The sequence below is a fragment of the [Flexibacter] sp. ATCC 35103 genome, assembly GCF_001975985.1.
GTDB lineage: Bacteria > Bacteroidota > Bacteroidia > Flavobacteriales > Flavobacteriaceae > Flavobacterium.
The window spans coordinates 88,915-108,515 of record NZ_MTQF01000007.1 but is presented as its reverse complement, the minus strand read 5'-3'; the positions used below and the strand labels follow the sequence as shown (position 1 = coordinate 108,515).

The window sequence follows — 19,601 nt, the reverse complement described above, 5'->3', positions numbered from 1 at the left end:
AAATCAAGCATCTTAACAGCAAAACTTATATTTTCTTATTTAACTTATATGGTTTAATATATTTTTTTTAATCCCTAATTAATGGTAAAGTTGAACATCTCAATAAGCCTTCCTGTTTTGCAATTTCGGCATAAGGAATTTCTTCAACAATAAAACCGTTTGAACGTAGCCAGTTATTTAATCTGGTAAAGTTTTTTTCTGAAACCACTATATTATCGTCAATAGAAAACACATTAGAAAACATGTTATACATTTCGTTTCTTTCGATATGAAATAAGTTTTCTCTCCCAAAAAGATTAACTAAATACATATAATCAGCTTCTTCACGAAAACCTCTTTTATAAATAATTCCTTTATCTTTTCCAACAGGCTGAAAACAACAGTCAAGATGCAAAGCATTATCACGGGCTTCGATTTTAGATTTAACCAAATCGAATTCTTTTACAATTTTATTTGGAAATAATTCTTTGATAAAATTAACACCCTCCATATTAGTTCGAGCAGTAATATAATCTTTATAGTCACTTCCTTTATAAGTTCCAATAAAAATATGATCATTCCAAAGCATAACGTCACCGCCTTCGATATGAACTTCCTCTGGCGGACGAACTACTTTAAGAGGATCCATTTGATCGATTATATATTGAATTGCATCTAACTCACGCTCTCTGTCAGGAAGAATGTTTGATTTTACAAATGTATCATCTATAACAAAACCAATATCTCTCGCAAATATCTGATTGTAATTCTCTATCATTTCAGGACGATAAACCTTTACATCATATTTTTGAAAAACAGCATTAAAAGCATCCATTTCAGCAACCATATCTTTTTCTAATGGATAAGTTCCTGCTTTAATATGTTCCAATGATTTAGGATCATAAGCTTCCTCTAAAGATGGAGTCGGCCCATTATGAACAGCTGAACCTAAGACTACAGACCGTAGTCTAGACGTTTCGTTCTTTATATTTAATTGCAACATAACTTTATTATATTTTGGCCAAAGATAAAAAAAGCTTCACAGTTAAGTGAAGCTTTAAAATATTTTTATTTGTTCGACTTAAAGTCTCTCAGCGGATGTCCAGTGTAAATTTGTCTTGGTCTTCCAATTGGTTCTTTATTTTCACGCATTTCTTTCCATTGCGCGATCCAGCCTGGTAATCTTCCAATAGCAAACATTACTGTAAACATATCTGTTGGGATACCTAAAGCTCTATATATAATTCCGGAGTAGAAATCTACGTTTGGATATAAGTTTCTTGATTTGAAATATTCATCTTCTAAAGCAGCAGATTCTAATTTCTTAGCAATTTCTAAAATTGGATCATCAACACCTAAAGTTTCCAACACTTCTTTAGCTGCTTTTTTGATTATTTTTGCTCTTGGATCAAAGTTTTTATAAACCCTGTGACCAAATCCCATTAAACGGAATGGATCATTTTTATCTTTAGCTTTTGCTAAAAATTTATCAGTATCACCACCATCTTTATTGATTTCTTCTAACATCTCAAGTACTGCTTGATTTGCACCTCCATGAAGTGGTCCCCAAAGAGCAGAAACTCCTGCAGAAATAGAAGCAAATAAACCTGCATGAGACGATCCTACCATTCTTACTGTTGATGTAGAACAGTTTTGTTCATGATCTGCGTGAAGAATAAATAATTTATCCAAAGCATCCACAACAACTGGATTTGCTGAATAAGGTCCTGTAGGCAATTTAAACATTAACTGCATAAAATTATCTACATAACCTGTTGTATTATCGTAGTAATTCAAAGGATAACCCATAGATTTTCTATAGGTCCAGGTAGCAATTACAAGAAATTTACCCATTGTTTTACAAATGGCCTCGTACATTTCTTTTTCATTTTCTACATTTACTGCTTTAGGATTAAATGCTGTTAAAGCACTAGTTAAAGCAGATAAAACACCCATTGGATGAGCTGTTTTTGGAAAACCATCAATGATATTTTTCATCTCTTCGTTTACCAAAGTATGTTTTTTAATACCATTTTCAAATTGCTCTAATTCTTTAGCTGTTGGCAATTCACCAAAAATCAAAAGATAAGATACTTCTAAGAAACTAGCCTTTTCAGCTAAATCTTCGATTGAATATCCTCTATAACGCAAAATTCCTAATTCTCCGTCCAAGAATGTGATCTCACTTTTACAAGATCCAGAATTCTTATATCCCGGGTCAATTGTAATAATACCAGTTAAATCACGTAATTTGTTAATATCGATAGCTGATTCATTTTCGCTTCCCGTGATTACCGGAAGCTCAATTTTTTGACCATCTACTTCTAATGTAGCTATTTTTGACATAATATATCGGAAATAAATCTTTAAAATAATAATTTATCAAATCTAAGGAATTTAAGACTAATTAAAAAAAGAATCCTGCTATGAATTTGTTAAAACTCCAAAAAAAAACCATTCGCAAAAACGAATGGTTTAATTTTAAGATATAACTCTTACAATTATTTAATCTTGAAAGCGTTTAATCCCGGGAAATAAGCATTACTTCCAAGCTCTTCTTCGATTCTTAATAATTGATTGTATTTTGCCATACGATCAGAACGAGAAGCAGAACCTGTCTTAATTTGACCACAGTTTAAAGCTACTGCTAAATCAGCAATTGTATTATCTTCAGTTTCTCCTGAACGGTGAGACATTACAGAAGTATAACCAGCATTTTTAGCCATATTTACAGCGGCAATAGTTTCTGTTAAAGTACCAATTTGGTTCACTTTTACTAAAATTGAATTTGCAATTCCTTTCTCAATACCAGTAGACAAACGCTCAACATTAGTTACGAATAAATCATCACCAACTAATTGCACTTTATCTCCAATTTTATCAGTCAAGTATTTCCACCCATCCCAGTCATCTTCGTACATACCGTCTTCAATAGAAATAATTGGATATTTAGCCGCAAGTTCAGCTAAATAATCAGCTTGCTCTTCAGAAGTTCTGATTTTTCCAGTTTCTCCTTCAAATTTAGTATAATCGTATTTACCGTTTACATAAAATTCAGAAGCAGCACAGTCAAGAGCAATTACAATTTCGTCACCAAAAGTGTATCCTGCTTTTTCAACAGCTAATTTAATAGTATCTAAAGCATCTTCAGTACCACCAGCTAAGTTTGGAGCAAAACCACCCTCGTCACCAACAGCAGTACTTAAACCTCTGTCATGTAATACTTTTTTCAAACTGTGAAAAATTTCAGTTCCCATTTGCATAGCATGTGAAAATGACGTCGCTTTTACAGGGAAAATCATAAACTCTTGAAATGCGATAGGAGCATCAGAGTGAGAACCTCCATTGATGATATTCATCATTGGCACAGGTAAAGTATTAGCAGAAACACCACCAACATATCTGTATAAAGGCAACCCAAGTTCGTTAGCAGCAGCTTTTGCAGCAGCCAAAGAAACTCCTAAAATAGCATTAGCACCTAATTTAGATTTGTTTGGAGTTCCGTCTAAATCAATCATTAACTGATCAATTGTGTTTTGTTCGAAAACAGAAGTACCAACTAACTCTTCAGCAATAACAGTATTTACATTGTTCACTGCATTTAAAACTCCTTTTCCTAAGAATGCTTTTCCTCCATCACGTAATTCAACAGCTTCATGTTCTCCAGTTGAAGCTCCAGACGGAACAGCAGCTCTTCCTAAAACTCCATTTTCAGTAATTACATCAACTTCAATCGTTGGATTACCTCTAGAATCAAAAATTTGTCTTGCGTGAACTTTTATTATAATACTCATTATTTTTGTTTTTTATTAATAAATTATAAATATTTTTCGAAATTATAAAAATATTTAATATTAAATACCACATTTAACAATTAAATACCTTTATTTATTAACTACATCGTTTTAGCAGTAGCCTCTTTTATATTCTGAATAAACTGATCGAATAAATAAGATGAATCATGTGGTCCGGGACTAGCTTCAGGGTGATATTGCACAGAAAAACAATTTTTATTTTTCATACGCATACCCGCAACAGTTTCATCATTTAAATGCAGATGTGTAATCTCTAAATCCGGATGATTATCCAACGCTTCTTTATTTACAGCAAAACCATGATTTTGAGAAGTAATCTCACCTTTTCCTGTAATAAGGTTTTTCACCGGATGATTTATACCCCTGTGACCATTAAACATTTTATAGGTCTGAACGCCATTTGCTAAAGCAATTACTTGGTGCCCTAAACAAATTCCGAATAAAGGATTATCATTAGCTAAAATTTCTTTTGCCACTTCAATTGCTCCAAAAAGCGGATCCGGATCTCCAGGACCATTTGACAAAAAGTAACCATCTGGATTAAACTCTGCCAAATCTTTATAAGTTGAATTATAAGGGAAAACTTTAATATAACAATCTCTCTTTGCAAGGTTTCTTAAGATATTCTTTTTGATACCAAGATCTAAAGCAGAAATTTTATAAGTCGCATTTTCATCTCCAAAAAAATAAGGCTCAGTAGTTGAAACTTTTGACGCCAACTCTAAACCTTCCATGTTTGGCACATTAGCCAATTCTTTTTTCAAATCTTCAATCGAAGTACCATCAGTACAAATAACAGCATTCATCGCACCATTATCGCGAATATAGCTTACTAGCGCTCTGGTATCAACATCAGAAATACAGATTAGATTTTGTTTAATAAAATAATCCTCTAAACTTCCTGAAGAATCTTCTCTCGAATAATTAAAACTAAAGTTTTTACAAACTAATCCTGAAATTTTGATGCTATCTGATTCTATTTCTAAATCGTTAACACCATAATTTCCAATATGAGGATTAGTAGCTACCATAATTTGACCAAAATAAGAAGGATCTGTAAAAATCTCCTGATAACCGGTCATTCCAGTATTAAAACAAACTTCACCAAAAGTTTTACCGCTGATTCCGATAGATTTTCCGTGAAAAATAGTTCCATCACTTAGTAATAAAATGGCGCTTTGTCGTGTAGTGTATTTCATTATTTAATTTGTATTGTTTCTTTTTTAATTGTTTCATGAAACCTGCATTGCGGATTTCATTTGTAATTAGATATTTTGCAAATTTACTTCTTTAAAAGAGTGCTTCCAAGATTTTTTAAAAATTTCATTCATAAAATTAAAACCTAAGTTTTAAAATAAGTTACATTTTAAACTATTTTAAAAAAATCCAAAAAAAAAAGGATAAACTAAAAATTAGCTTATCCTTGATTTCTATAGAATCATTACTTTCATAATTATTCAGAAGCTTCAGTAGTCGATTCTGATTCAGCAGCTGGAGCTTCAGGAGTAGTCTCCTCAGCTTTTTTTGCTTTACCACCACGACGGCTTTTAGCTTTTTTAACTTCTTTTTTACCACCATTGTAAAGTTCATTGAAATCTACAAGTTCGATCATTGCCATATCAGCATTATCTCCCAAACGATTTCCAACTTTAATGATACGAGTGTATCCACCTGGACGGTCTCCAACTTTAGCAGCTACGTCTCTGAATAAATCAGTTACCGCATATTTGCTACGTAAGTAAGCAAAAACAATACGACGGTTGTGAGTCGTATCTTCTTTTGATTTTGTGATTAAAGGCTCAACGAATTGTTTAAGCGCTTTAGCTTTAGCAACAGTAGTATTAATACGTTTGTGCTCAATAAGAGAACAAGCCATATTAGCTAGCATAGCTTTTCTATGTCCAGTCTGTCTGCTTAAGTGATTGAATTTTTTTCCGTGTCTCATTGCTATTTTAAATTTAATCCCGCAAGCGGGATTGAATTATTCTTTATCTAATTTGTATTTAGCTAAGTCCATTCCGAAAGTTAAATTCTTAACAGCTACAAGTTCATCTAGCTCAGTTAAAGATTTTTTACCAAAATTACGGAATTTCATTAGGTCATTTTTATTGAACGATACTAAATCACCAAGTGTATCAACTTCAGCCGCTTTCAAGCAATTTAATGCTCTCACAGATAAATCCATATCAACAAGCTTAGTTTTAAGCAATTGTCTCATATGCAATGACTCTTCATCATACGATTCTGTTTGTGCAATTTCGTCAGCCTCGAGTGTAATTCTTTCGTCAGAAAATAACATGAAGTGGTGAATTAAAACTTTAGCAGCTTCAGTAAGAGCATCTTTTGGATTAATAGATCCATCAGTTTTGATTTCAAAAACTAATTTTTCGTAATCTGTTTTTTGCTCAACACGGAAGTTTTCAATTGCGTATTTTACATTTTTTACCGGAGTAAAAATAGAGTCTGTAAAAATAGTACCAATTGCAGCGTTCTGTTTTTTGTTCTCCTCAGCAGGAACATATCCTCTACCTTTTTCGATTGTTAAATCGAAGTTCAATTTGATTTTAGAATCTAAATTACAGATAACAAGGTCTGGGTTCAGAACTTGAAAACCTGAAATAAATTTTTGAAAATCACCTGCTGTTAGTTGATCTTTACCAGAAACAGAAATTGTAACTGCTTCATTATCGATATCTTCAATTTGACGTTTAAAACGTACTTGTTTTAGATTAAGAATAATTTCGGTAACATCTTCAACAACACCTGAAATAGTAGAAAACTCATGATCTACACCTTCGATACGAACAGATGTAATTGCATAACCTTCTAATGCTGAAAGCAAAACTCTTCTAAGTGCATTACCAACTGTCAATCCATAACCAGGTTCTAAAGGTCTAAATTCGAATTTACCTTCAAAATCGGTTGAATCGATCATGATAACTTTATCGGGCTTTTGAAAATTAAATATTGCCATAAATTTCGACTAAGTCAATTATTATTTGTTGTACAACTCTACGATTAATTGTTCTTTAATGTTTTCTGGAATTTGAAGTCTTGCAGGTACAGAAACGAAAGTTCCTTCTTTAAGATCATTGTTCCAAGTAATCCATTCATAAACATGACTTGAATTTGATAAAGAACGTTCGATAGCTTCTAAAGATTTAGATTTTTCACGAACTGCAACTTTATCACCAGGCTTAAGGTGGTAAGAAGCGATATTTACAACTTCACCATTTACAGTAACGTGTCTGTGAGAAACTAATTGTCTAGCACCTCTTCTAGAAGGAGCGATACCCATTCTAAAAACAACGTTATCTAATCTTGCTTCACATAATTGTAAAAGAACTTCACCAGTAACACCTTTAGTAGCTGATGCTTTTTTGAATAAATTTCTGAATTGTTTTTCTAAAATTCCGTAAGAATATTTAGCTTTTTGCTTTTCCATTAACTGAACAGCGTACTCAGATTTTTTTCCTCTTTTTTTAGCCATCCCGTGTTGTCCAGGTGGGTAATTTCTTTTTTCGAAAGATTTATCATCTCCGAAGATTGCTTCGCCAAATTTACGAGCAATTCTAGTTTTTGGACCAGTATATCTTGCCATTTCTAAAAAATTAAATTTAAGGTAGAGATTATGAATTCAGGTCAAATCCTTCGATAATCTATATTCTACCTTGTTTATACTATAAATAAATAAAATTAAACTCTACGTCTTTTTGGAGGACGACATCCGTTGTGAGGCATTGGAGTAACATCGATAATCTCTGTAACTTCAATTCCACCGTTATGAATAGAACGGATAGCAGACTCACGTCCGTTTCCTGGTCCTTTTACATAAACTTTCACTTTTTTAAGTCCAGCCTCAAGAGCTACTTTACTACAATCTTCTGCTGCCATTTGGGCTGCATATGGAGTATTCTTTTTAGAACCTCTGAAACCCATTTTACCAGCTGAAGACCAAGAAATAACTTCACCTTTTTTGTTTGTCAAAGAAATGATGATGTTATTGAAGGTAGCAGAAATATGAGCTTCTCCCGTTGATTCAACGATAACTTTACGTTTTTTTGCAGTTGCTTTAGCCATATTACTTATTATTTAGTTGCTTTTTTCTTGTTAGCAACAGTTTTTCTTTTACCTTTTCTTGTTCTAGAGTTGTTTTTAGTTCTTTGTCCTCTTAAAGGAAGACCAGATCTATGACGAATACCTCTGTAACAACCAATATCCATCAAACGTTTGATGTTTAAAGAAACTTCAGAACGTAATTCTCCTTCAATTTTGTAAAATGAAACAGCATCACGAATCGCTCCGATCTCATCATCATTCCAATCTTGAACTTTTTTGTCTTGGCTAACTTGAGCTTTTTCTAAAATCTCAATAGCTCTACTTCTTCCTAATCCAAAGATATAGGTAAGTGCTATAACACCTCTTTTATTTTTTGGGATATCTACCCCTGCTATTCTTGCCATAATTATCCTTGTCTTTGTTTAAATCTAGGATTCTTTTTGTTTATTACGTACAATCTCCCTTTTCTACGCACAATGATGCACTCGGGACTTCTCTTTTTTACTGATGCTCTAACTTTCATAGTGAATATCCTTTAATATCGATAAGTAATTCTTGCTTTTGACAAATCATAAGGACTCATTTCTAGTTTCACTTTATCACCAGGTAATAACTTGATGTAATGCATACGCATTTTACCAGAAATATGAGCAATTACGATATGTCCATTTTCTAACTCTACACGGAACATCGCATTTGACAATGCTTCGATGATTGATCCGTCTTGTTCTATTGCTGATTGTTTTGCCATATAAAAATTAAGCTACTGCTTTTCTATTTTTACCAGTCTTCATTAAACCATCATAATGTTTGTTTAACAAGTATGAATTGATTTGTTGAATAGTATCTATTGCAACTCCAACCATAATTATTAATGAGGTACCTCCAAAAAACATTGCCCAAGATTGTTGTACATCCATAATACTTACAACAATAGCTGGGAACACAGCAATCAAAGCAAGGAATAAAGATCCTGGGAAAGTTATTAAAGACATCACTTTATCAAGGAAGTCTGAAGTTTCAGCCCCTGGACGAACGCCAGGAATAAAACCACCACTTCTTTTTAAATCATCGGCCATCTTGTTAGTAGGCACAGTGATCGCAGTATAAAAGAATGTAAATACAACAATTAAAGTTGCAAAAACAAAATTATACCAAAAACCAAAGATATTACTAAATGCACCAACAATAGATTGTGATGTGTCTGATTTAGACAATCCAGCTACAGCTGCAGGTATAAACATAATTGCCTGAGCAAAGATGATAGGCATAACCCCAGAAGCGTTAAGCTTTAGAGGAATCCACTGTCTATTACCACCTGCCAAATCTTGTTCATAATCCCCACTTGTTGTACGACGAGCGTACTGAACAGGAATTCTACGTACTGCCATTGTAAGCAATACACAAGAAATGATCACTAATAACCAAACAATAATTTCAATAACTAACAACATTGGACCACCATTGTTATTGGTAACTCTGGTTGTAAACTCTTGGATAAAAGCTTGCGGTAAACGCGCCAAAATACCAACCATAATCAATAATGAAATTCCATTTCCAATACCTTTATCTGTAATTTTTTCTCCAAGCCACATAGCAAAAATAGTACCAGTAACTAAGATAATAACAGAAGAGAACAAAAATTCAGGTGAATTAAAGCCTAGTAAGAATGCACTTCCAGGTAACGTTCTGTATAAATTATAGATATAAGTTGGACCTTGAACCAGTGTAATAGCTATAGTCAACCAACGAGTGATTTGATTAATCTTTTTTCTACCACTCTCCCCATCGTTTTGAAGTTTTTGCAAATAAGGAATAGCAATTCCCATTAACTGAACAACAATAGATGCAGAAATATAAGGCATAATTCCCAAAGCAAAAACTGAAGCTTTAGAGAAAGCACCTCCTGTAAACATGTCTAGGATAGATCCTAAACCATTTTTAGTTTGTCCCGCTAAACCTGTTAACTGAGTTGCGTCAATTCCAGGCAGCGTTACATGTGCACCAAAACGATATACTAAAAGCAATCCTAATGTAATTAAGATTCTATTTTTCAGTTCTTCGATTTTCCAAACATTACTTATTGATTCAATAAATTTCTTCATCTTAATAGATAAGTTATATAGTTACAGCTTCTCCTCCAGCAGCTTCAATAGCAGCTTTTGCAGTAGCAGTAAATTTGTGGGCAGTTACTTTTAATTTTGCTTTCAATTCTCCTCTACCTAAAATCTTAACGATTTCATTTTTGGTAGCCAGACGATTTGCTACGAAATCTGTCATTGAAACAGAATCAGTAATCACACCATTGTCTACTAATAATTGAAGCGTATCTAAATTAACACCTTCGTATTCTTTACGATTGATGTTTGTGAAACCAAACTTAGGCACACGTCTTTGAAGTGGCATTTGCCCTCCCTCAAAACCAATCTTTTTAGAATAACCAGAACGAGATTTTGCTCCTTTGTGACCTCTTGCAGAAGTACCACCTTTTCCTGAACCTTCTCCTCTACCTAATCTTTTATTTTGATTGTGCGTTGACCCTTCAGCTGGTTGTAAGTTACTTAAATTCATAACAGTATTTGTTATTTAGCTTCTTCGACAGAAACTAAGTGTTTAACTTTGTTTATCATCCCAAGGATAGCAGGATTTGAATCATGCTCTACAACTTGTCCCATTTTACGTAGACCTAAAGCTTCCAAACCTCTTTTTTGAGAAAGAGGACAGTTGATTTTGCTTCTTACTTGTTTTACTAATAATTTAGCCATAATTTCCTTGAATTAACCTTTAAAAACTTTTTCTAAAGAAACACCTCTTTGTTTTGCAACAGTATGAGCGCTTCTCATTTGTAATAAAGCATCAAAAGTTGCTTTCACTACGTTATGAGGATTTGATGATCCTTGAGATTTAGATAATACATCGTGAATACCTACTGATTCCAGAACTGAACGAACAGCTCCACCAGCAATAACTCCTGTACCATGAGAAGCAGGAATTAAGAATACACGTGCACCACCAAATTTACCTTTTTGTTCGTGAGGAACAGATTGTCCGTTCAAAGGAATTTTTACTAAATTTTTCTTAGCATCTTCTACTGCTTTCGCAATTGCTTCAGAAACGTCTTTAGATTTACCTAATCCATGACCAACTACTCCGTTTTCATCACCTACAACTACAATAGCAGAAAAACCGAAAGCTCTACCACCTTTTGTAACTTTAGTAACACGATTAACACTTACCAGACGATCTTTAAGTTCAAGACCACTTGGTTTTACCAATTCTACATTTTTGTATTTAGACATAATATATTAGAATTTAAGTCCAGCCGCTCTTGCGCCTTCTGCTAATGATTTAATACGACCGTGATACAAATATCCACCTCTATCAAAAGTGATGGTATCAATCCCAGCTTTTAACGCTTTCTCTGCAACTAATTTTCCAACAGCAGCAGCGACTTCAACGTTAGTACCTTTTCCTATTTCTTTTTCTCTTGAAGATGCAGCCAACAAAGTAACTCCATTTACGTCATCAATAAGTTGAGCATAAATTTCTTTGTTACTTCTAAATACAGATAGTCTTGGGTTAGCAGCAGTACCACTAATCGATTTTCTAATTCTGAATCTAATTCTCTGTCTTCTATCAGATTTTGTTAATGACATAATCTTATTTTTTAAGCTGATTTACCTGCTTTTCTTCTTAATACTTCACCCACAAATTTAACACCTTTTCCTTTGTATGGCTCAGGCTTACGGAATCCTCTGATTTTCGCAGCAACCTGTCCTAAAAGTTGTTTGTCAAATGATGTTAATTTTACGATAGGGTTTTTACCTTTTTCAGATATTGTTTCTAAAGCTACTTCTGGAGCAATTTCTAAAACAATATTGTGAGAATATCCAAGAGCTAAATCTAATTTTTGACCTTGGTTTGAAGCTCTATAACCAACTCCAACTAATTCAAGTTCTTTTGTAAAACCTTCAGATACACCAACAATCATGTTATTGATTAATGATCTGTATAATCCGTGTTTTGCTCTTTGGTCTTTATGATCAGACGATCTTTCTAATAAAACTTGATCGCCTTCAACTTTTACAGTAATGTCCGAAAACTCCTGAGTTAGTTGACCTTTTTTTCCTTTTACCGTAACGATACCGTCTTTAACTTCTACAGTTACTCCAGCAGCGATTACAATTGGGCTTTTACCTATTCTTGACATCTTATTTAGTCTTTAAAATTAGTATACGTAACAAATTACTTCACCACCTACATTTAATTGTTTCGCTTGTTTTCCAGTCATAAGACCTTTTGAAGTTGAAACAATTGCAATTCCTAATCCGTTAAGGATTCTTGGTAATTTGGCAGCACCTGCGTATTTACGTAAACCAGGTTTACTAATTCTTTGGATATCTTTAATTACTGGCTCTTTAGTATCTTTATCGTACTTTAAAGCAATTTTGATTGAACCCTGAACAGAGTTGTCCTCAAATTTGTAACTCAAGATATAACCTTGATCAAATAAGATCTTAGTTATTTCTTTTTTTAGATTAGAAGCTGGAATTTCAACAACTTTGTGGTTTGCAGCCACAGCGTTACGAACTCTAGTCAAATAATCTGCAATAGGATCTGTATACATATGTATTTGATTGCGATTACGGTTTTCGGGAGGCACTCGCCTCCCGAACCTTTAATCAATTAAAATTATTTTTTGGTTTGCAAAAGTAATAACTTTTTGCGAGATTACCAAGATGCCTTTTTAACTCCAGGAATTAACCCATTATTAGCCATCTCACGGAAAGTTACACGTGAAATACCAAATTGACGGATATAACCTCTTGGTCTACCTGTTAATTTACAACGATTGTGTAAACGAACTGGTGAAGCATTTTTAGGTAATTTTTGTAAACCTTCGAAATCTCCAGCCTCTTTCAAAGCTTTTCTTTTCTCAGCGTACTTAGCTACCGTTTTCTCTCTTTTCACCTCACGGGCTTTCATTGATTCTTTAGCCATGTCTTAATTCTTTTTAAAAGGTAATCCTAATTCAGTCAATAACGACTTTGCTTCCTTATCTGTTTGAGCAGTAGTAACAAATGTAATATCCATTCCTGAAATTTTGTTTACTTTGTCAATATCAATTTCAGGGAAAATGATTTGCTCTAAAACTCCAAGATTGTAATTACCTCTTCCGTCAAAACCAGTAGCTTTGATACCACTAAAATCTCTAACGCGCGGTAAAGCAGAAGTAATAAGTCTATCTAAAAACTCATACATTCTTTCACCACGTAAAGTAACTTTTGCTCCAATAGGCATCCCTTTTCTCAATTTGAATGACGCAACGTCTTTCTTTGAAATTGTAGATACTGCTTTTTGTCCAGTGATCTTTGTTAACTCATCAACTGCATAGTCAATAAGTTTTTTATCAGATACAGCTGCACCAACTCCACGGCTCAAAACGATTTTTTCAAGTTTTGGAACTTGCATTACGTTTGTATATCCGAATTCCTCTTTAAGAGCAGAGATTACTCTACTCTTATATTCTTCTTTTAGTCTAGGTGTATATGCCATTACTATAGTACTTGATTAGATTTTTTTGAAAATCTTACTTTCTTATCTCCTTCTACTCTAATACCAACTCTAGTTGTCTCCTTAGTTTTAGGATCAATTAGTGAAATGTTAGATATTTGTATAGAAGCTTCTTTCTTAACGATACCACCTTGAGGGTTTTTAGCACTTGGTTTTGTATGTTTCGAAACCATGTTTACACCTTCAACTATCGCTTTATTTTTCTCACGGTAAACACGTAAAACTTTACCTTCAGCACCTTTATGGTCTCCAGCAATAACTCTTACGATATCTCCTGATTTTATTTTTAGCTTTATCATCTTAAAACGAATTAAAGCACTTCTGGTGCTAATGATACAATTTTCATGAATTGTTTTTCACGAAGTTCTCTTGCTACCGGACCAAAAACACGAGTTCCTCTCATTTCCCCTGCAGCGTTCAAAAGAACACATGCATTATCATCGAAACGGATATAAGAACCATCAGCTCTTCTCACTTCTTTTTTGGTACGTACAACAACTGCAGTTGAAACAGCTCCTTTTTTAACGTTACCGTTAGGAGTTGCATCTTTAATAGATACTACAATCTTGTCACCAACAGAGGCATACCTTCTTTTGGTACCTCCTAAAACACGGATAGTTAAAACTTCTTTTGCTCCCGTGTTATCTGCTACTTTTAGTCTTGATTCCTGTTGTACCATAATTATTTAGCTCTTTCTAAGATTTCAACTAATCTCCAACATTTTGTTTTACTTAAAGGACGCGTTTCGCTAATTCTTACAGTATCTCCAATGTTACAGTCGTTTGTTTCGTCGTGTGCAACGTATTTCTTTGTTTTCAACACGAACTTACCGTATAATGGGTGTTTTACTTTTCTTACTTCAGCAATAACAATAGATTTATCCATTTTATTTGAAGTAACAACACCTATTCTTTCTTTTCTTAAATTTCTTTTTTCTTCCATCTTTCAGCAGAATACAATTATTGTAACTCTCTTTTAGTTAGCTCTGTAGCCAATCTTGCAACTGTTCTTCTTACACTTCTAATTTGAAGTGGATTCTCAATTGGAGAAATAGCGTGGGCCATTTTTAGGTCAGCATATATCTTCTTAGTTTGACTAAGTTTTTCTTGCAACTCCGCTGCAGAAAGATCTTTTATTTCTGATTGTTTCATAATATAAATTTAATTATGCTTCGAAATCTCTAGCAACGACGAATTTAGTTTTTACTGGAAGCTTTTGAGCTGCAAGACGTAATGCCTCTTTTGCAACTGATAAAGGAACTCCTCCAACTTCAAACATAATTCTTCCGGGTTTAACAACGGCAGCCCAATATTCAACGGCACCTTTACCTTTACCCATACGTACCTCAAGAGGCTTCTTAGTAATTGGTTTGTCTGGAAATATTTTGATCCATAATTGTCCTTCTCTCTTCATGAAACGAGTTGCAGCAATACGCGCAGCTTCGATTTGACGAGAAGTTAAGAACATTCCATCTTCATGTACAGATTTAATACCAAACATTCCATTAGAAAGTTCATGCCCTCTTTGAGAGTTACCTTTCATTTTACCCTTTTGTACCTTACGGTATTTTGTTCTTTTAGGCTGTAACATTTTTCTTTAGTTTAAAAATTTACTTTCTTTTACGAGCGTCTGGTTTTCCACCTTTATTAAAGTTAGATTTACCTCTAGGGGCATCTCCACCTTTACCACCACCAGTTCCAGATTGTTTTTTATCCATTCCTGCAAGCGGAGAAAGATCTCTCTTTCCATAAACTTCACCTTTCATGATCCATACTTTGATACCCATTCTACCATAAGTAGTGTGAGCTTCAGCCAAAGCATAATCAATGTCAGCTCTGAAAGTTGATAGAGGAATTCTACCTTCTTTGAAACCTTCTGAACGCGCCATCTCAGCACCATTCAAACGACCAGAAATCAAAACTTTGATACCTTCAGCGTTCATACGCATAGAAGCAGCAATAGCCATTTTGATTGCACGTCTGTAAGAAATACGGCTTTCGATTTGACGAGCGATGCTTGTCGCCACAAGATAAGCATCTAATTCAGGTCTTTTGATTTCAAAGATGTTGATTTGAACCTCTTTGTCAGTAACTTTCTTAAGTTCTTCTTTCAACTTGTCTACCTCTTGTCCACCTTTTCCGATAATGATACCAGGTCTAGCAGTAGTGATAGTAACGGTTACAAGCTTCAAAGTTCTCTCAATGATTACTTTAGATACACTAGCTTTTGATAAACGAGCGTGGATATACTTTCTGATTTTGTGATCTTCGGCAAGTTTATCACCGTAATCATTTCCACCATACCAGTTTGAGTCCCACCCTCTGATGATACCAAGTCTATTTCCAATTGGATTTGTCTTTTGTCCCATGCTGCTTAAGAATTGCTTTGTGTGTTATTGATAGCTCCAAGCACGATTGTTACGTGGTTAGAACGTTTTCTTATTCTGTGTGCACGACCTTGTGGAGCTGGACGAAGTCTTTTTAACATCATTCCACCATCTACTCTGATCTCTTTAACAAATAATCCAGCTTCTTCTAAATTACCTTCACTATTTTTTTGCTCCCAGTTGTTGATTGCAGATAATAATAGTTTCTCTAATTTTCTTGAAGCCTCTTTAGAACTAAATCTTAAGATGTTAAGTGCTCTTTCTACCTTCTGACCTCTTACCAAGTCCGCTACTAAGCGCATTTTTCTAGGTGAAGTAGGGCAGTTATTCAATTTTGCGAAAGCAATAGACTTATTAGCCTCTTTTCTCGCATCTGCTGTTTCTCTTTTACGAACTCCCATTGCTTCTTATTTTTTACCTTTATTTTTTGCTCCAGCATGACCTCTAAAAGATCTAGTTGGTGAAAATTCTCCTAATTTGTGACCTACCATGTTTTCTGTTACGTAAACTGGTACAAATTGACGACCGTTATGAACTGCGATAGTTTGCCCAACGAAATCTGGAGTAATCATAGAAGCTCTAGACCAAGTCTTTACTACACTATTTTTACCACTTTCTACGTTTTCCTGAACTTTCTTGTCTAACTTATAATGAACGAAAGGTCCTTTTTTTAATGAACGTGCCATATCTTATTATTTCTTTCTACGTTCTACGATATACTTGTTACTCGGGTTTTTCTTAGAACGAGTTCTATAACCTTTTGCTGGTATTCCATTTCTTGAACGTGGATGTCCACCAGAAGAACGTCCTTCTCCACCACCCATTGGGTGATCAACAGGGTTCATTGCAACAGGTCTTGTTCTAGGTCTTCTTCCTAACCATCTTGTTCTACCAGCTTTTCCTGATACAACTAATTGGTGGTCTGAATTAGAAACAGCTCCAATTGTAGCCGAACAAGTTAACAAGATCAATCTTGTTTCACCAGATGGCATTTTAATTGTAGCATATTTTCCATCTCTTGCCATTAATTGAGCAAATGTACCAGCTGAACGAGCAATTACTGCTCCTTGACCTGGACGTAACTCAATACAAGAGATTACAGTTCCTAAAGGAATTCTGCTTAAAGGCAATGTATTACCAATTTCAGGTTGAGATTCTGGACCAGAAACTAATTTCTGACCAACTTTCAATCCGTTTTGAGCAATTACATAAGTTTTCTCTCCATCAGCATAAGCTAACAAAGCGATAAATGCAGTACGATTTGGATCATATTCAATTGATTTCACAGTAGCCGGAATTCCGTCTTTAGTTCTTTTGAAATCAATGATACGATATCTCTGCTTGTGACCACCACCCGTATAACGCATGGTCATCTTTCCTTGACTATTTCTACCTCCAGAGTTTTTTATCGGCGCTATCAAAGAGCGTTCCGGCTTATCAGTTGTAATGGCGTCATAACCATTCACAACTCTAAATCGCTGACCTGGGGTAATAGGTTTTAATTTTCTTACTGACATTTTTCTATCTTAGATATTGTTGTAAAAATCAATTGTTTCTCCTTCTTGTACTTGAACAATCGCTTTCTTAATTGCATTTGTCTTTCCACTGATCAAACCACTTTTAGTGTATTTTGTAGTTCTATCCGGTCTTACGTTCATCGTGTTAACTGAAACGATAGTTACTCCATAAGCAGCTTCAACAGCTTTCTTAATTTGAACTTTGTTTGCTTTTTTGTCAACAACGAATCCGAAGCGGTTTAAAACTTCACTTTCTTTGGTTACTTTTTCTGTTACTATAGGTCTAATTATGATACTCATATTCCTATTATTTGCTTAAATTTTCTTCAATTAACTCCAAAGAACCTTCTAAAAGCACTAAATTATTAGTGTTTAAAATAGCGTAAGTGCTTAATTCTGAGCTAGTTACGACATTAGAAGTCTTTAAATTGCGTGACGACAAATATACATTTTTATTTGACTCTCCCAACACAAATAGAGATTTTTTATTATCTAACCCTAAAGCTTTCAAAACGTTAATGAAATTTTTAGTGTTTGGAGTTTCAAAATTAAAGTCCTCAAGAACGATAATATTTGACTCTTTTGCTTTGATTGAGAAAGCTGATTTTCTCGCCAATCTTTTCAAGCTTTTATTCAATTTAAATGAATAACTTCTTGGTCTTGGTCCAAAAATTGTTCCACCACCTTTAAACAATGGATTTTTGATACTTCCCGCACGAGCAGTACCTGTTCCTTTTTGTTTTTTAATCTTACGCGTACTTCCTGTCACTTCAGCTCTTTCTTTAGCTTTGTGAGTCCCTTGTCTTTGATTAGCAAGATATTGCTTAACATCAAGGTATACAGCGTGATTGTTTGGCTCAATTGCGAATACTGAATCAGAAAGTTGAACTTTTCTTCCAGTATCTTTTCCGTTGAAATCTAATACTTTTACTTCCATTACTTCTGAATGATTACATAAGAGTTTTTATGTCCAGGAACACATCCTTTAATAACAAGTAGGTTCTTTTCAGCAACTACTTTTAAAACTCTAAGGTTTTGAACTTTTACATTGTCTCCTCCCATTCTTCCAGCCATACGCATTCCTTTGAATACTCTAGACGGATAAGAAGAAGCTCCTACAGAACCTGGCGCTCTTAAACGGTTGTGTTGACCGTGAGTTGCTTGTCCAACACCACCAAATCCGTGACGTTTAACAACCCCTTGAAAACCTTTACCTTTAGATACACCTTGTACATCTACAAATTCTCCTTCAGCAAAAATAGAAACATCAATAAGATCCCCTAATTTTTGTTCAGTTGCAAAATCTTGAAATTCAACGACTTTTTTCTTAGCAACAGTTCCAGCTTTTTTAAAGTGACCTAAAGCCGCTTTAGTGGAATGTTTCTCGTTTTTGTCATCGAAACCAAGTTGCAACGCTTCGTACCCGTCAACACCTTTGGTTCTGACTTGGGTAACAACACACGGCCCAGCTTCGATTACTGTACAAGGAATGTTTTTCCCATTTTCGTCGAAAATACTAGTCATGCCGATTTTTTTACCAATTAACCCAGACATAAATATTAATTATTAATTACTAAAATTCCCTTCAATTTGAAAATAACAGAAATTTCCAAACAGGGAGTGCAAAAGTAGATATTAAAATTGAATATACCAAACAGTTACAAAAATTAAATCGCTCATTATCAAAATCCCAGCTCAAAAGAAACCACCTCGACCTCTTTTATATTTCGATAAAAATAATTAAAATCAAAATTAATTACAGATTAGTACTACAGAAAAATTCCGTTAATAAAAACCAAAATCATTGGCACACAGCTCTAAATAAGGCTTTTCCAATAAACCAACATTAAATTATTGTTTTCATTTAATTAAAAAAAACTAAACACAGCAAAAATTAAAGCAACAAAAAAAGCGAAACATTTCTGTCTCGCTTTTTTTTATAAAAATATAATAAAATTATACTTTGATCTCTACTTCAACCCCACTTGGTAATTCAAGCTTCATTAAAGCATCAATAGTTTTAGATGAAGATGAATAAATATCAATCAATCTCTTGTATGACATCACTTCAAATTGCTCTCTCGCTTTTTTGTTAACGTGCGGAGAACGTAATACAGTGAAAAGTTTTTTGTGAGTTGGTAACGGAATTGGACCTGTTACAACTGCTCCAGTAGTTTTTACTGTTTTTACAATCTTTTCAGCAGACTTGTCTACCAACATGTGATCGTAAGATTTTAGTTTTATTCTGATTTTTTGACTCATTTTCTTAAG

33 protein-coding genes are annotated in these 19,601 nt (G+C 34.1%); all 33 read right to left on the bottom strand.

All coding sequences use genetic code 11. From position 1 onward, the window contains the following. Positions 1-67 precede the first annotated feature (67 nt). On the bottom strand, positions 68-982 hold the full coding sequence (locus BXU01_RS15660; RefSeq protein WP_083694058.1) for a dimethylarginine dimethylaminohydrolase family protein: 915 nt from the start codon (positions 980-982) through the stop codon (positions 68-70). A gap of 65 nt (positions 983-1,047) precedes the next feature. Continuing rightward, complete coding sequence (locus tag BXU01_RS15655; RefSeq protein ID WP_083694057.1) at positions 1,048-2,325, bottom strand: citrate synthase; 1,278 nt, start codon at positions 2,323-2,325, stop codon at positions 1,048-1,050. 155 nt (positions 2,326-2,480) lie between these two features. Next, complete coding sequence (eno, locus tag BXU01_RS15650; RefSeq protein ID WP_083694056.1) at positions 2,481-3,773, bottom strand: phosphopyruvate hydratase; 1,293 nt, start codon at positions 3,771-3,773, stop codon at positions 2,481-2,483. A 101-nt stretch (positions 3,774-3,874) separates the two neighbouring features. Next, positions 3,875-4,993: a glutamine-hydrolyzing carbamoyl-phosphate synthase small subunit gene (gene carA, locus BXU01_RS15645; RefSeq protein ID WP_083694055.1), complete on the bottom strand. Its 1,119-nt coding sequence runs from the start codon at positions 4,991-4,993 to the stop codon at positions 3,875-3,877. A gap of 254 nt (positions 4,994-5,247) precedes the next feature. After that, complete coding sequence (gene rplQ, locus BXU01_RS15640; RefSeq protein WP_029272056.1) at positions 5,248-5,739, bottom strand: 50S ribosomal protein L17; 492 nt, start codon at positions 5,737-5,739, stop codon at positions 5,248-5,250. A 36-nt stretch (positions 5,740-5,775) separates the two neighbouring features. After that, positions 5,776-6,768: a DNA-directed RNA polymerase subunit alpha gene (locus BXU01_RS15635; protein ID WP_026109818.1), complete on the bottom strand. Its 993-nt coding sequence runs from the start codon at positions 6,766-6,768 to the stop codon at positions 5,776-5,778. 21 nt (positions 6,769-6,789) lie between these two features. After that, positions 6,790-7,395 (bottom strand): 30S ribosomal protein S4, encoded by a 606-nt coding sequence (rpsD, locus tag BXU01_RS15630; RefSeq protein ID WP_026982953.1) that lies wholly within the window; start codon positions 7,393-7,395, stop codon positions 6,790-6,792. A 95-nt stretch (positions 7,396-7,490) separates the two neighbouring features. Beyond that, positions 7,491-7,874 carry a 30S ribosomal protein S11 gene (rpsK, locus tag BXU01_RS15625; RefSeq protein ID WP_007803677.1) on the bottom strand — a complete coding sequence of 128 codons (384 nt, stop codon included), beginning with the start codon at positions 7,872-7,874 and terminating at the stop codon, positions 7,491-7,493. Between the two features lie 8 nt (positions 7,875-7,882). Next, on the bottom strand, positions 7,883-8,257 hold the full coding sequence (gene rpsM / locus BXU01_RS15620; protein WP_007803675.1) for a 30S ribosomal protein S13: 375 nt from the start codon (positions 8,255-8,257) through the stop codon (positions 7,883-7,885). 2 nt (positions 8,258-8,259) lie between these two features. Next, a complete protein-coding gene (gene ykgO, locus BXU01_RS15615; RefSeq protein ID WP_072945378.1) occupies positions 8,260-8,376 on the bottom strand; it encodes a type B 50S ribosomal protein L36 in 117 nt (38 codons plus the stop codon). A gap of 12 nt (positions 8,377-8,388) precedes the next feature. After that, the gene (gene infA, locus BXU01_RS15610) at positions 8,389-8,604 is read right to left on the bottom strand and encodes a translation initiation factor IF-1 (protein WP_007136545.1); all 216 of its coding nucleotides are present in this window, start codon (positions 8,602-8,604) and stop codon (positions 8,389-8,391) included. Between the two features lie 7 nt (positions 8,605-8,611). Next, positions 8,612-9,958 (bottom strand): preprotein translocase subunit SecY, encoded by a 1,347-nt coding sequence (gene secY / locus BXU01_RS15605; protein ID WP_083694054.1) that lies wholly within the window; start codon positions 9,956-9,958, stop codon positions 8,612-8,614. A 13-nt stretch (positions 9,959-9,971) separates the two neighbouring features. Beyond that, positions 9,972-10,424, bottom strand: coding sequence for a 50S ribosomal protein L15 (gene rplO / locus BXU01_RS15600; protein WP_017495009.1), 453 nt, complete (start codon positions 10,422-10,424; stop codon positions 9,972-9,974). An 11-nt stretch (positions 10,425-10,435) separates the two neighbouring features. Next, entirely contained in the window at positions 10,436-10,618 is a 183-nt protein-coding gene (gene rpmD / locus BXU01_RS15595) for a 50S ribosomal protein L30 (RefSeq protein ID WP_017495010.1), read from the bottom strand. Between the two features lie 12 nt (positions 10,619-10,630). Beyond that, positions 10,631-11,155, bottom strand: coding sequence for a 30S ribosomal protein S5 (rpsE, locus tag BXU01_RS15590; protein ID WP_085950926.1), 525 nt, complete (start codon positions 11,153-11,155; stop codon positions 10,631-10,633). 3 nt (positions 11,156-11,158) lie between these two features. Continuing rightward, complete coding sequence (rplR, locus tag BXU01_RS15585; protein ID WP_017495012.1) at positions 11,159-11,509, bottom strand: 50S ribosomal protein L18; 351 nt, start codon at positions 11,507-11,509, stop codon at positions 11,159-11,161. Positions 11,510-11,520: 11 nt separating this feature from the next. Further along, positions 11,521-12,063: a 50S ribosomal protein L6 gene (gene rplF, locus BXU01_RS15580; RefSeq protein WP_083694053.1), complete on the bottom strand. Its 543-nt coding sequence runs from the start codon at positions 12,061-12,063 to the stop codon at positions 11,521-11,523. A gap of 18 nt (positions 12,064-12,081) precedes the next feature. Next, the gene (gene rpsH, locus BXU01_RS15575) at positions 12,082-12,480 is read right to left on the bottom strand and encodes a 30S ribosomal protein S8 (RefSeq protein WP_017495014.1); all 399 of its coding nucleotides are present in this window, start codon (positions 12,478-12,480) and stop codon (positions 12,082-12,084) included. Positions 12,481-12,584: 104 nt separating this feature from the next. Then, entirely contained in the window at positions 12,585-12,854 is a 270-nt protein-coding gene (rpsN, locus tag BXU01_RS15570) for a 30S ribosomal protein S14 (RefSeq protein ID WP_007803655.1), read from the bottom strand. 3 nt (positions 12,855-12,857) lie between these two features. Beyond that, entirely contained in the window at positions 12,858-13,409 is a 552-nt protein-coding gene (rplE, locus tag BXU01_RS15565) for a 50S ribosomal protein L5 (protein WP_083694052.1), read from the bottom strand. Positions 13,410-13,411: 2 nt separating this feature from the next. Then, entirely contained in the window at positions 13,412-13,726 is a 315-nt protein-coding gene (gene rplX / locus BXU01_RS15560; protein ID WP_007803650.1) for a 50S ribosomal protein L24, read from the bottom strand. An 11-nt stretch (positions 13,727-13,737) separates the two neighbouring features. Further along, positions 13,738-14,106 (bottom strand): 50S ribosomal protein L14, encoded by a 369-nt coding sequence (rplN, locus tag BXU01_RS15555; protein ID WP_007803649.1) that lies wholly within the window; start codon positions 14,104-14,106, stop codon positions 13,738-13,740. Positions 14,107-14,108: 2 nt separating this feature from the next. Next, a complete protein-coding gene (gene rpsQ / locus BXU01_RS15550; RefSeq protein WP_007803646.1) occupies positions 14,109-14,369 on the bottom strand; it encodes a 30S ribosomal protein S17 in 261 nt (86 codons plus the stop codon). Positions 14,370-14,386: 17 nt separating this feature from the next. Beyond that, the gene (gene rpmC, locus BXU01_RS15545) at positions 14,387-14,578 is read right to left on the bottom strand and encodes a 50S ribosomal protein L29 (RefSeq protein ID WP_007803639.1); all 192 of its coding nucleotides are present in this window, start codon (positions 14,576-14,578) and stop codon (positions 14,387-14,389) included. Positions 14,579-14,591: 13 nt separating this feature from the next. Next, entirely contained in the window at positions 14,592-15,017 is a 426-nt protein-coding gene (gene rplP, locus BXU01_RS15540; protein WP_007803637.1) for a 50S ribosomal protein L16, read from the bottom strand. Positions 15,018-15,036: 19 nt separating this feature from the next. Continuing rightward, positions 15,037-15,795 carry a 30S ribosomal protein S3 gene (gene rpsC, locus BXU01_RS15535; protein WP_012022487.1) on the bottom strand — a complete coding sequence of 253 codons (759 nt, stop codon included), beginning with the start codon at positions 15,793-15,795 and terminating at the stop codon, positions 15,037-15,039. Between the two features lie 5 nt (positions 15,796-15,800). Continuing rightward, positions 15,801-16,214, bottom strand: coding sequence for a 50S ribosomal protein L22 (gene rplV, locus BXU01_RS15530; RefSeq protein WP_007803631.1), 414 nt, complete (start codon positions 16,212-16,214; stop codon positions 15,801-15,803). A 6-nt stretch (positions 16,215-16,220) separates the two neighbouring features. Continuing rightward, entirely contained in the window at positions 16,221-16,499 is a 279-nt protein-coding gene (gene rpsS, locus BXU01_RS15525; RefSeq protein ID WP_012022488.1) for a 30S ribosomal protein S19, read from the bottom strand. Positions 16,500-16,505: 6 nt separating this feature from the next. Continuing rightward, the gene (gene rplB / locus BXU01_RS15520) at positions 16,506-17,330 is read right to left on the bottom strand and encodes a 50S ribosomal protein L2 (protein WP_007803623.1); all 825 of its coding nucleotides are present in this window, start codon (positions 17,328-17,330) and stop codon (positions 16,506-16,508) included. 9 nt (positions 17,331-17,339) lie between these two features. Then, a complete protein-coding gene (gene rplW, locus BXU01_RS15515) occupies positions 17,340-17,630 on the bottom strand; it encodes a 50S ribosomal protein L23 (RefSeq protein WP_017495018.1) in 291 nt (96 codons plus the stop codon). A 7-nt stretch (positions 17,631-17,637) separates the two neighbouring features. Next, positions 17,638-18,267: a 50S ribosomal protein L4 gene (gene rplD / locus BXU01_RS15510; protein ID WP_083694051.1), complete on the bottom strand. Its 630-nt coding sequence runs from the start codon at positions 18,265-18,267 to the stop codon at positions 17,638-17,640. Next, complete coding sequence (rplC, locus tag BXU01_RS15505) at positions 18,267-18,884, bottom strand: 50S ribosomal protein L3 (RefSeq protein WP_007803612.1); 618 nt, start codon at positions 18,882-18,884, stop codon at positions 18,267-18,269. Before rplC ends, rplD begins: the two co-directional genes overlap by 1 nt. Positions 18,885-19,286: 402 nt before the next feature. Beyond that, positions 19,287-19,592 (bottom strand): 30S ribosomal protein S10, encoded by a 306-nt coding sequence (rpsJ, locus tag BXU01_RS15500; protein WP_007803605.1) that lies wholly within the window; start codon positions 19,590-19,592, stop codon positions 19,287-19,289. Between the last annotated feature and the right edge of the window lie 9 nt (positions 19,593-19,601).

Excerpts from the sequence above, each read along its gene's own strand:
- rplF (WP_083694053.1), bottom strand. The coding sequence starts at position 12,063 with ATGTCAAGAATAGGTAAAAGCCCAATTGTAATCGCTGCTGGAGTAACT.
- rplV (WP_007803631.1), bottom strand. The coding sequence starts at position 16,214 with ATGGGAGTTCGTAAAAGAGAAACAGCAGATGCGAGAAAAGAGGCTAAT.
- rpsH (WP_017495014.1), bottom strand. The coding sequence starts at position 12,480 with ATGTATACAGATCCTATTGCAGATTATTTGACTAGAGTTCGTAACGCT.
- rplQ (WP_029272056.1), bottom strand. The coding sequence starts at position 5,739 with ATGAGACACGGAAAAAAATTCAATCACTTAAGCAGACAGACTGGACAT.
- rplE (WP_083694052.1), bottom strand. The coding sequence starts at position 13,409 with ATGGCATATACACCTAGACTAAAAGAAGAATATAAGAGTAGAGTAATC.
- infA (WP_007136545.1), bottom strand. The coding sequence starts at position 8,604 with ATGGCAAAACAATCAGCAATAGAACAAGACGGATCAATCATCGAAGCA.
- rpsJ (WP_007803605.1), bottom strand. The coding sequence starts at position 19,592 with ATGAGTCAAAAAATCAGAATAAAACTAAAATCTTACGATCACATGTTG.
- BXU01_RS15660 (WP_083694058.1), bottom strand. The coding sequence starts at position 982 with ATGTTGCAATTAAATATAAAGAACGAAACGTCTAGACTACGGTCTGTA.
- rpsQ (WP_007803646.1), bottom strand. The coding sequence starts at position 14,369 with ATGGAAGAAAAAAGAAATTTAAGAAAAGAAAGAATAGGTGTTGTTACT.
- secY (WP_083694054.1), bottom strand. The coding sequence starts at position 9,958 with ATGAAGAAATTTATTGAATCAATAAGTAATGTTTGGAAAATCGAAGAA.
- carA (WP_083694055.1), bottom strand. The coding sequence starts at position 4,993 with ATGAAATACACTACACGACAAAGCGCCATTTTATTACTAAGTGATGGA.
- ykgO (WP_072945378.1), bottom strand. The coding sequence starts at position 8,376 with ATGAAAGTTAGAGCATCAGTAAAAAAGAGAAGTCCCGAGTGCATCATT.
- rplW (WP_017495018.1), bottom strand. The coding sequence starts at position 17,630 with ATGAGTATCATAATTAGACCTATAGTAACAGAAAAAGTAACCAAAGAA.
- rpsN (WP_007803655.1), bottom strand. The coding sequence starts at position 12,854 with ATGGCTAAAGAATCAATGAAAGCCCGTGAGGTGAAAAGAGAGAAAACG.
- rpsD (WP_026982953.1), bottom strand. The coding sequence starts at position 7,395 with ATGGCAAGATATACTGGTCCAAAAACTAGAATTGCTCGTAAATTTGGC.
- rplO (WP_017495009.1), bottom strand. The coding sequence starts at position 10,424 with ATGAATTTAAGTAACTTACAACCAGCTGAAGGGTCAACGCACAATCAA.
- BXU01_RS15635 (WP_026109818.1), bottom strand. The coding sequence starts at position 6,768 with ATGGCAATATTTAATTTTCAAAAGCCCGATAAAGTTATCATGATCGAT.
- eno (WP_083694056.1), bottom strand. The coding sequence starts at position 3,773 with ATGAGTATTATAATAAAAGTTCACGCAAGACAAATTTTTGATTCTAGA.
- rplC (WP_007803612.1), bottom strand. The coding sequence starts at position 18,884 with ATGTCTGGGTTAATTGGTAAAAAAATCGGCATGACTAGTATTTTCGAC.
- rplP (WP_007803637.1), bottom strand. The coding sequence starts at position 15,017 with ATGTTACAGCCTAAAAGAACAAAATACCGTAAGGTACAAAAGGGTAAA.
- rplR (WP_017495012.1), bottom strand. The coding sequence starts at position 11,509 with ATGTCATTAACAAAATCTGATAGAAGACAGAGAATTAGATTCAGAATT.
- rplB (WP_007803623.1), bottom strand. The coding sequence starts at position 17,330 with ATGTCAGTAAGAAAATTAAAACCTATTACCCCAGGTCAGCGATTTAGA.
- rplN (WP_007803649.1), bottom strand. The coding sequence starts at position 14,106 with ATGGTACAACAGGAATCAAGACTAAAAGTAGCAGATAACACGGGAGCA.
- rpsM (WP_007803675.1), bottom strand. The coding sequence starts at position 8,257 with ATGGCAAGAATAGCAGGGGTAGATATCCCAAAAAATAAAAGAGGTGTT.
- rpsK (WP_007803677.1), bottom strand. The coding sequence starts at position 7,874 with ATGGCTAAAGCAACTGCAAAAAAACGTAAAGTTATCGTTGAATCAACG.
- rpsS (WP_012022488.1), bottom strand. The coding sequence starts at position 16,499 with ATGGCACGTTCATTAAAAAAAGGACCTTTCGTTCATTATAAGTTAGAC.
- BXU01_RS15655 (WP_083694057.1), bottom strand. The coding sequence starts at position 2,325 with ATGTCAAAAATAGCTACATTAGAAGTAGATGGTCAAAAAATTGAGCTT.
- rplX (WP_007803650.1), bottom strand. The coding sequence starts at position 13,726 with ATGATAAAGCTAAAAATAAAATCAGGAGATATCGTAAGAGTTATTGCT.
- rpmD (WP_017495010.1), bottom strand. The coding sequence starts at position 10,618 with ATGGCTAAATTATTAGTAAAACAAGTAAGAAGCAAAATCAACTGTCCT.
- rpmC (WP_007803639.1), bottom strand. The coding sequence starts at position 14,578 with ATGAAACAATCAGAAATAAAAGATCTTTCTGCAGCGGAGTTGCAAGAA.
- rpsC (WP_012022487.1), bottom strand. The coding sequence starts at position 15,795 with ATGGGACAAAAGACAAATCCAATTGGAAATAGACTTGGTATCATCAGA.
- rplD (WP_083694051.1), bottom strand. The coding sequence starts at position 18,267 with ATGGAAGTAAAAGTATTAGATTTCAACGGAAAAGATACTGGAAGAAAA.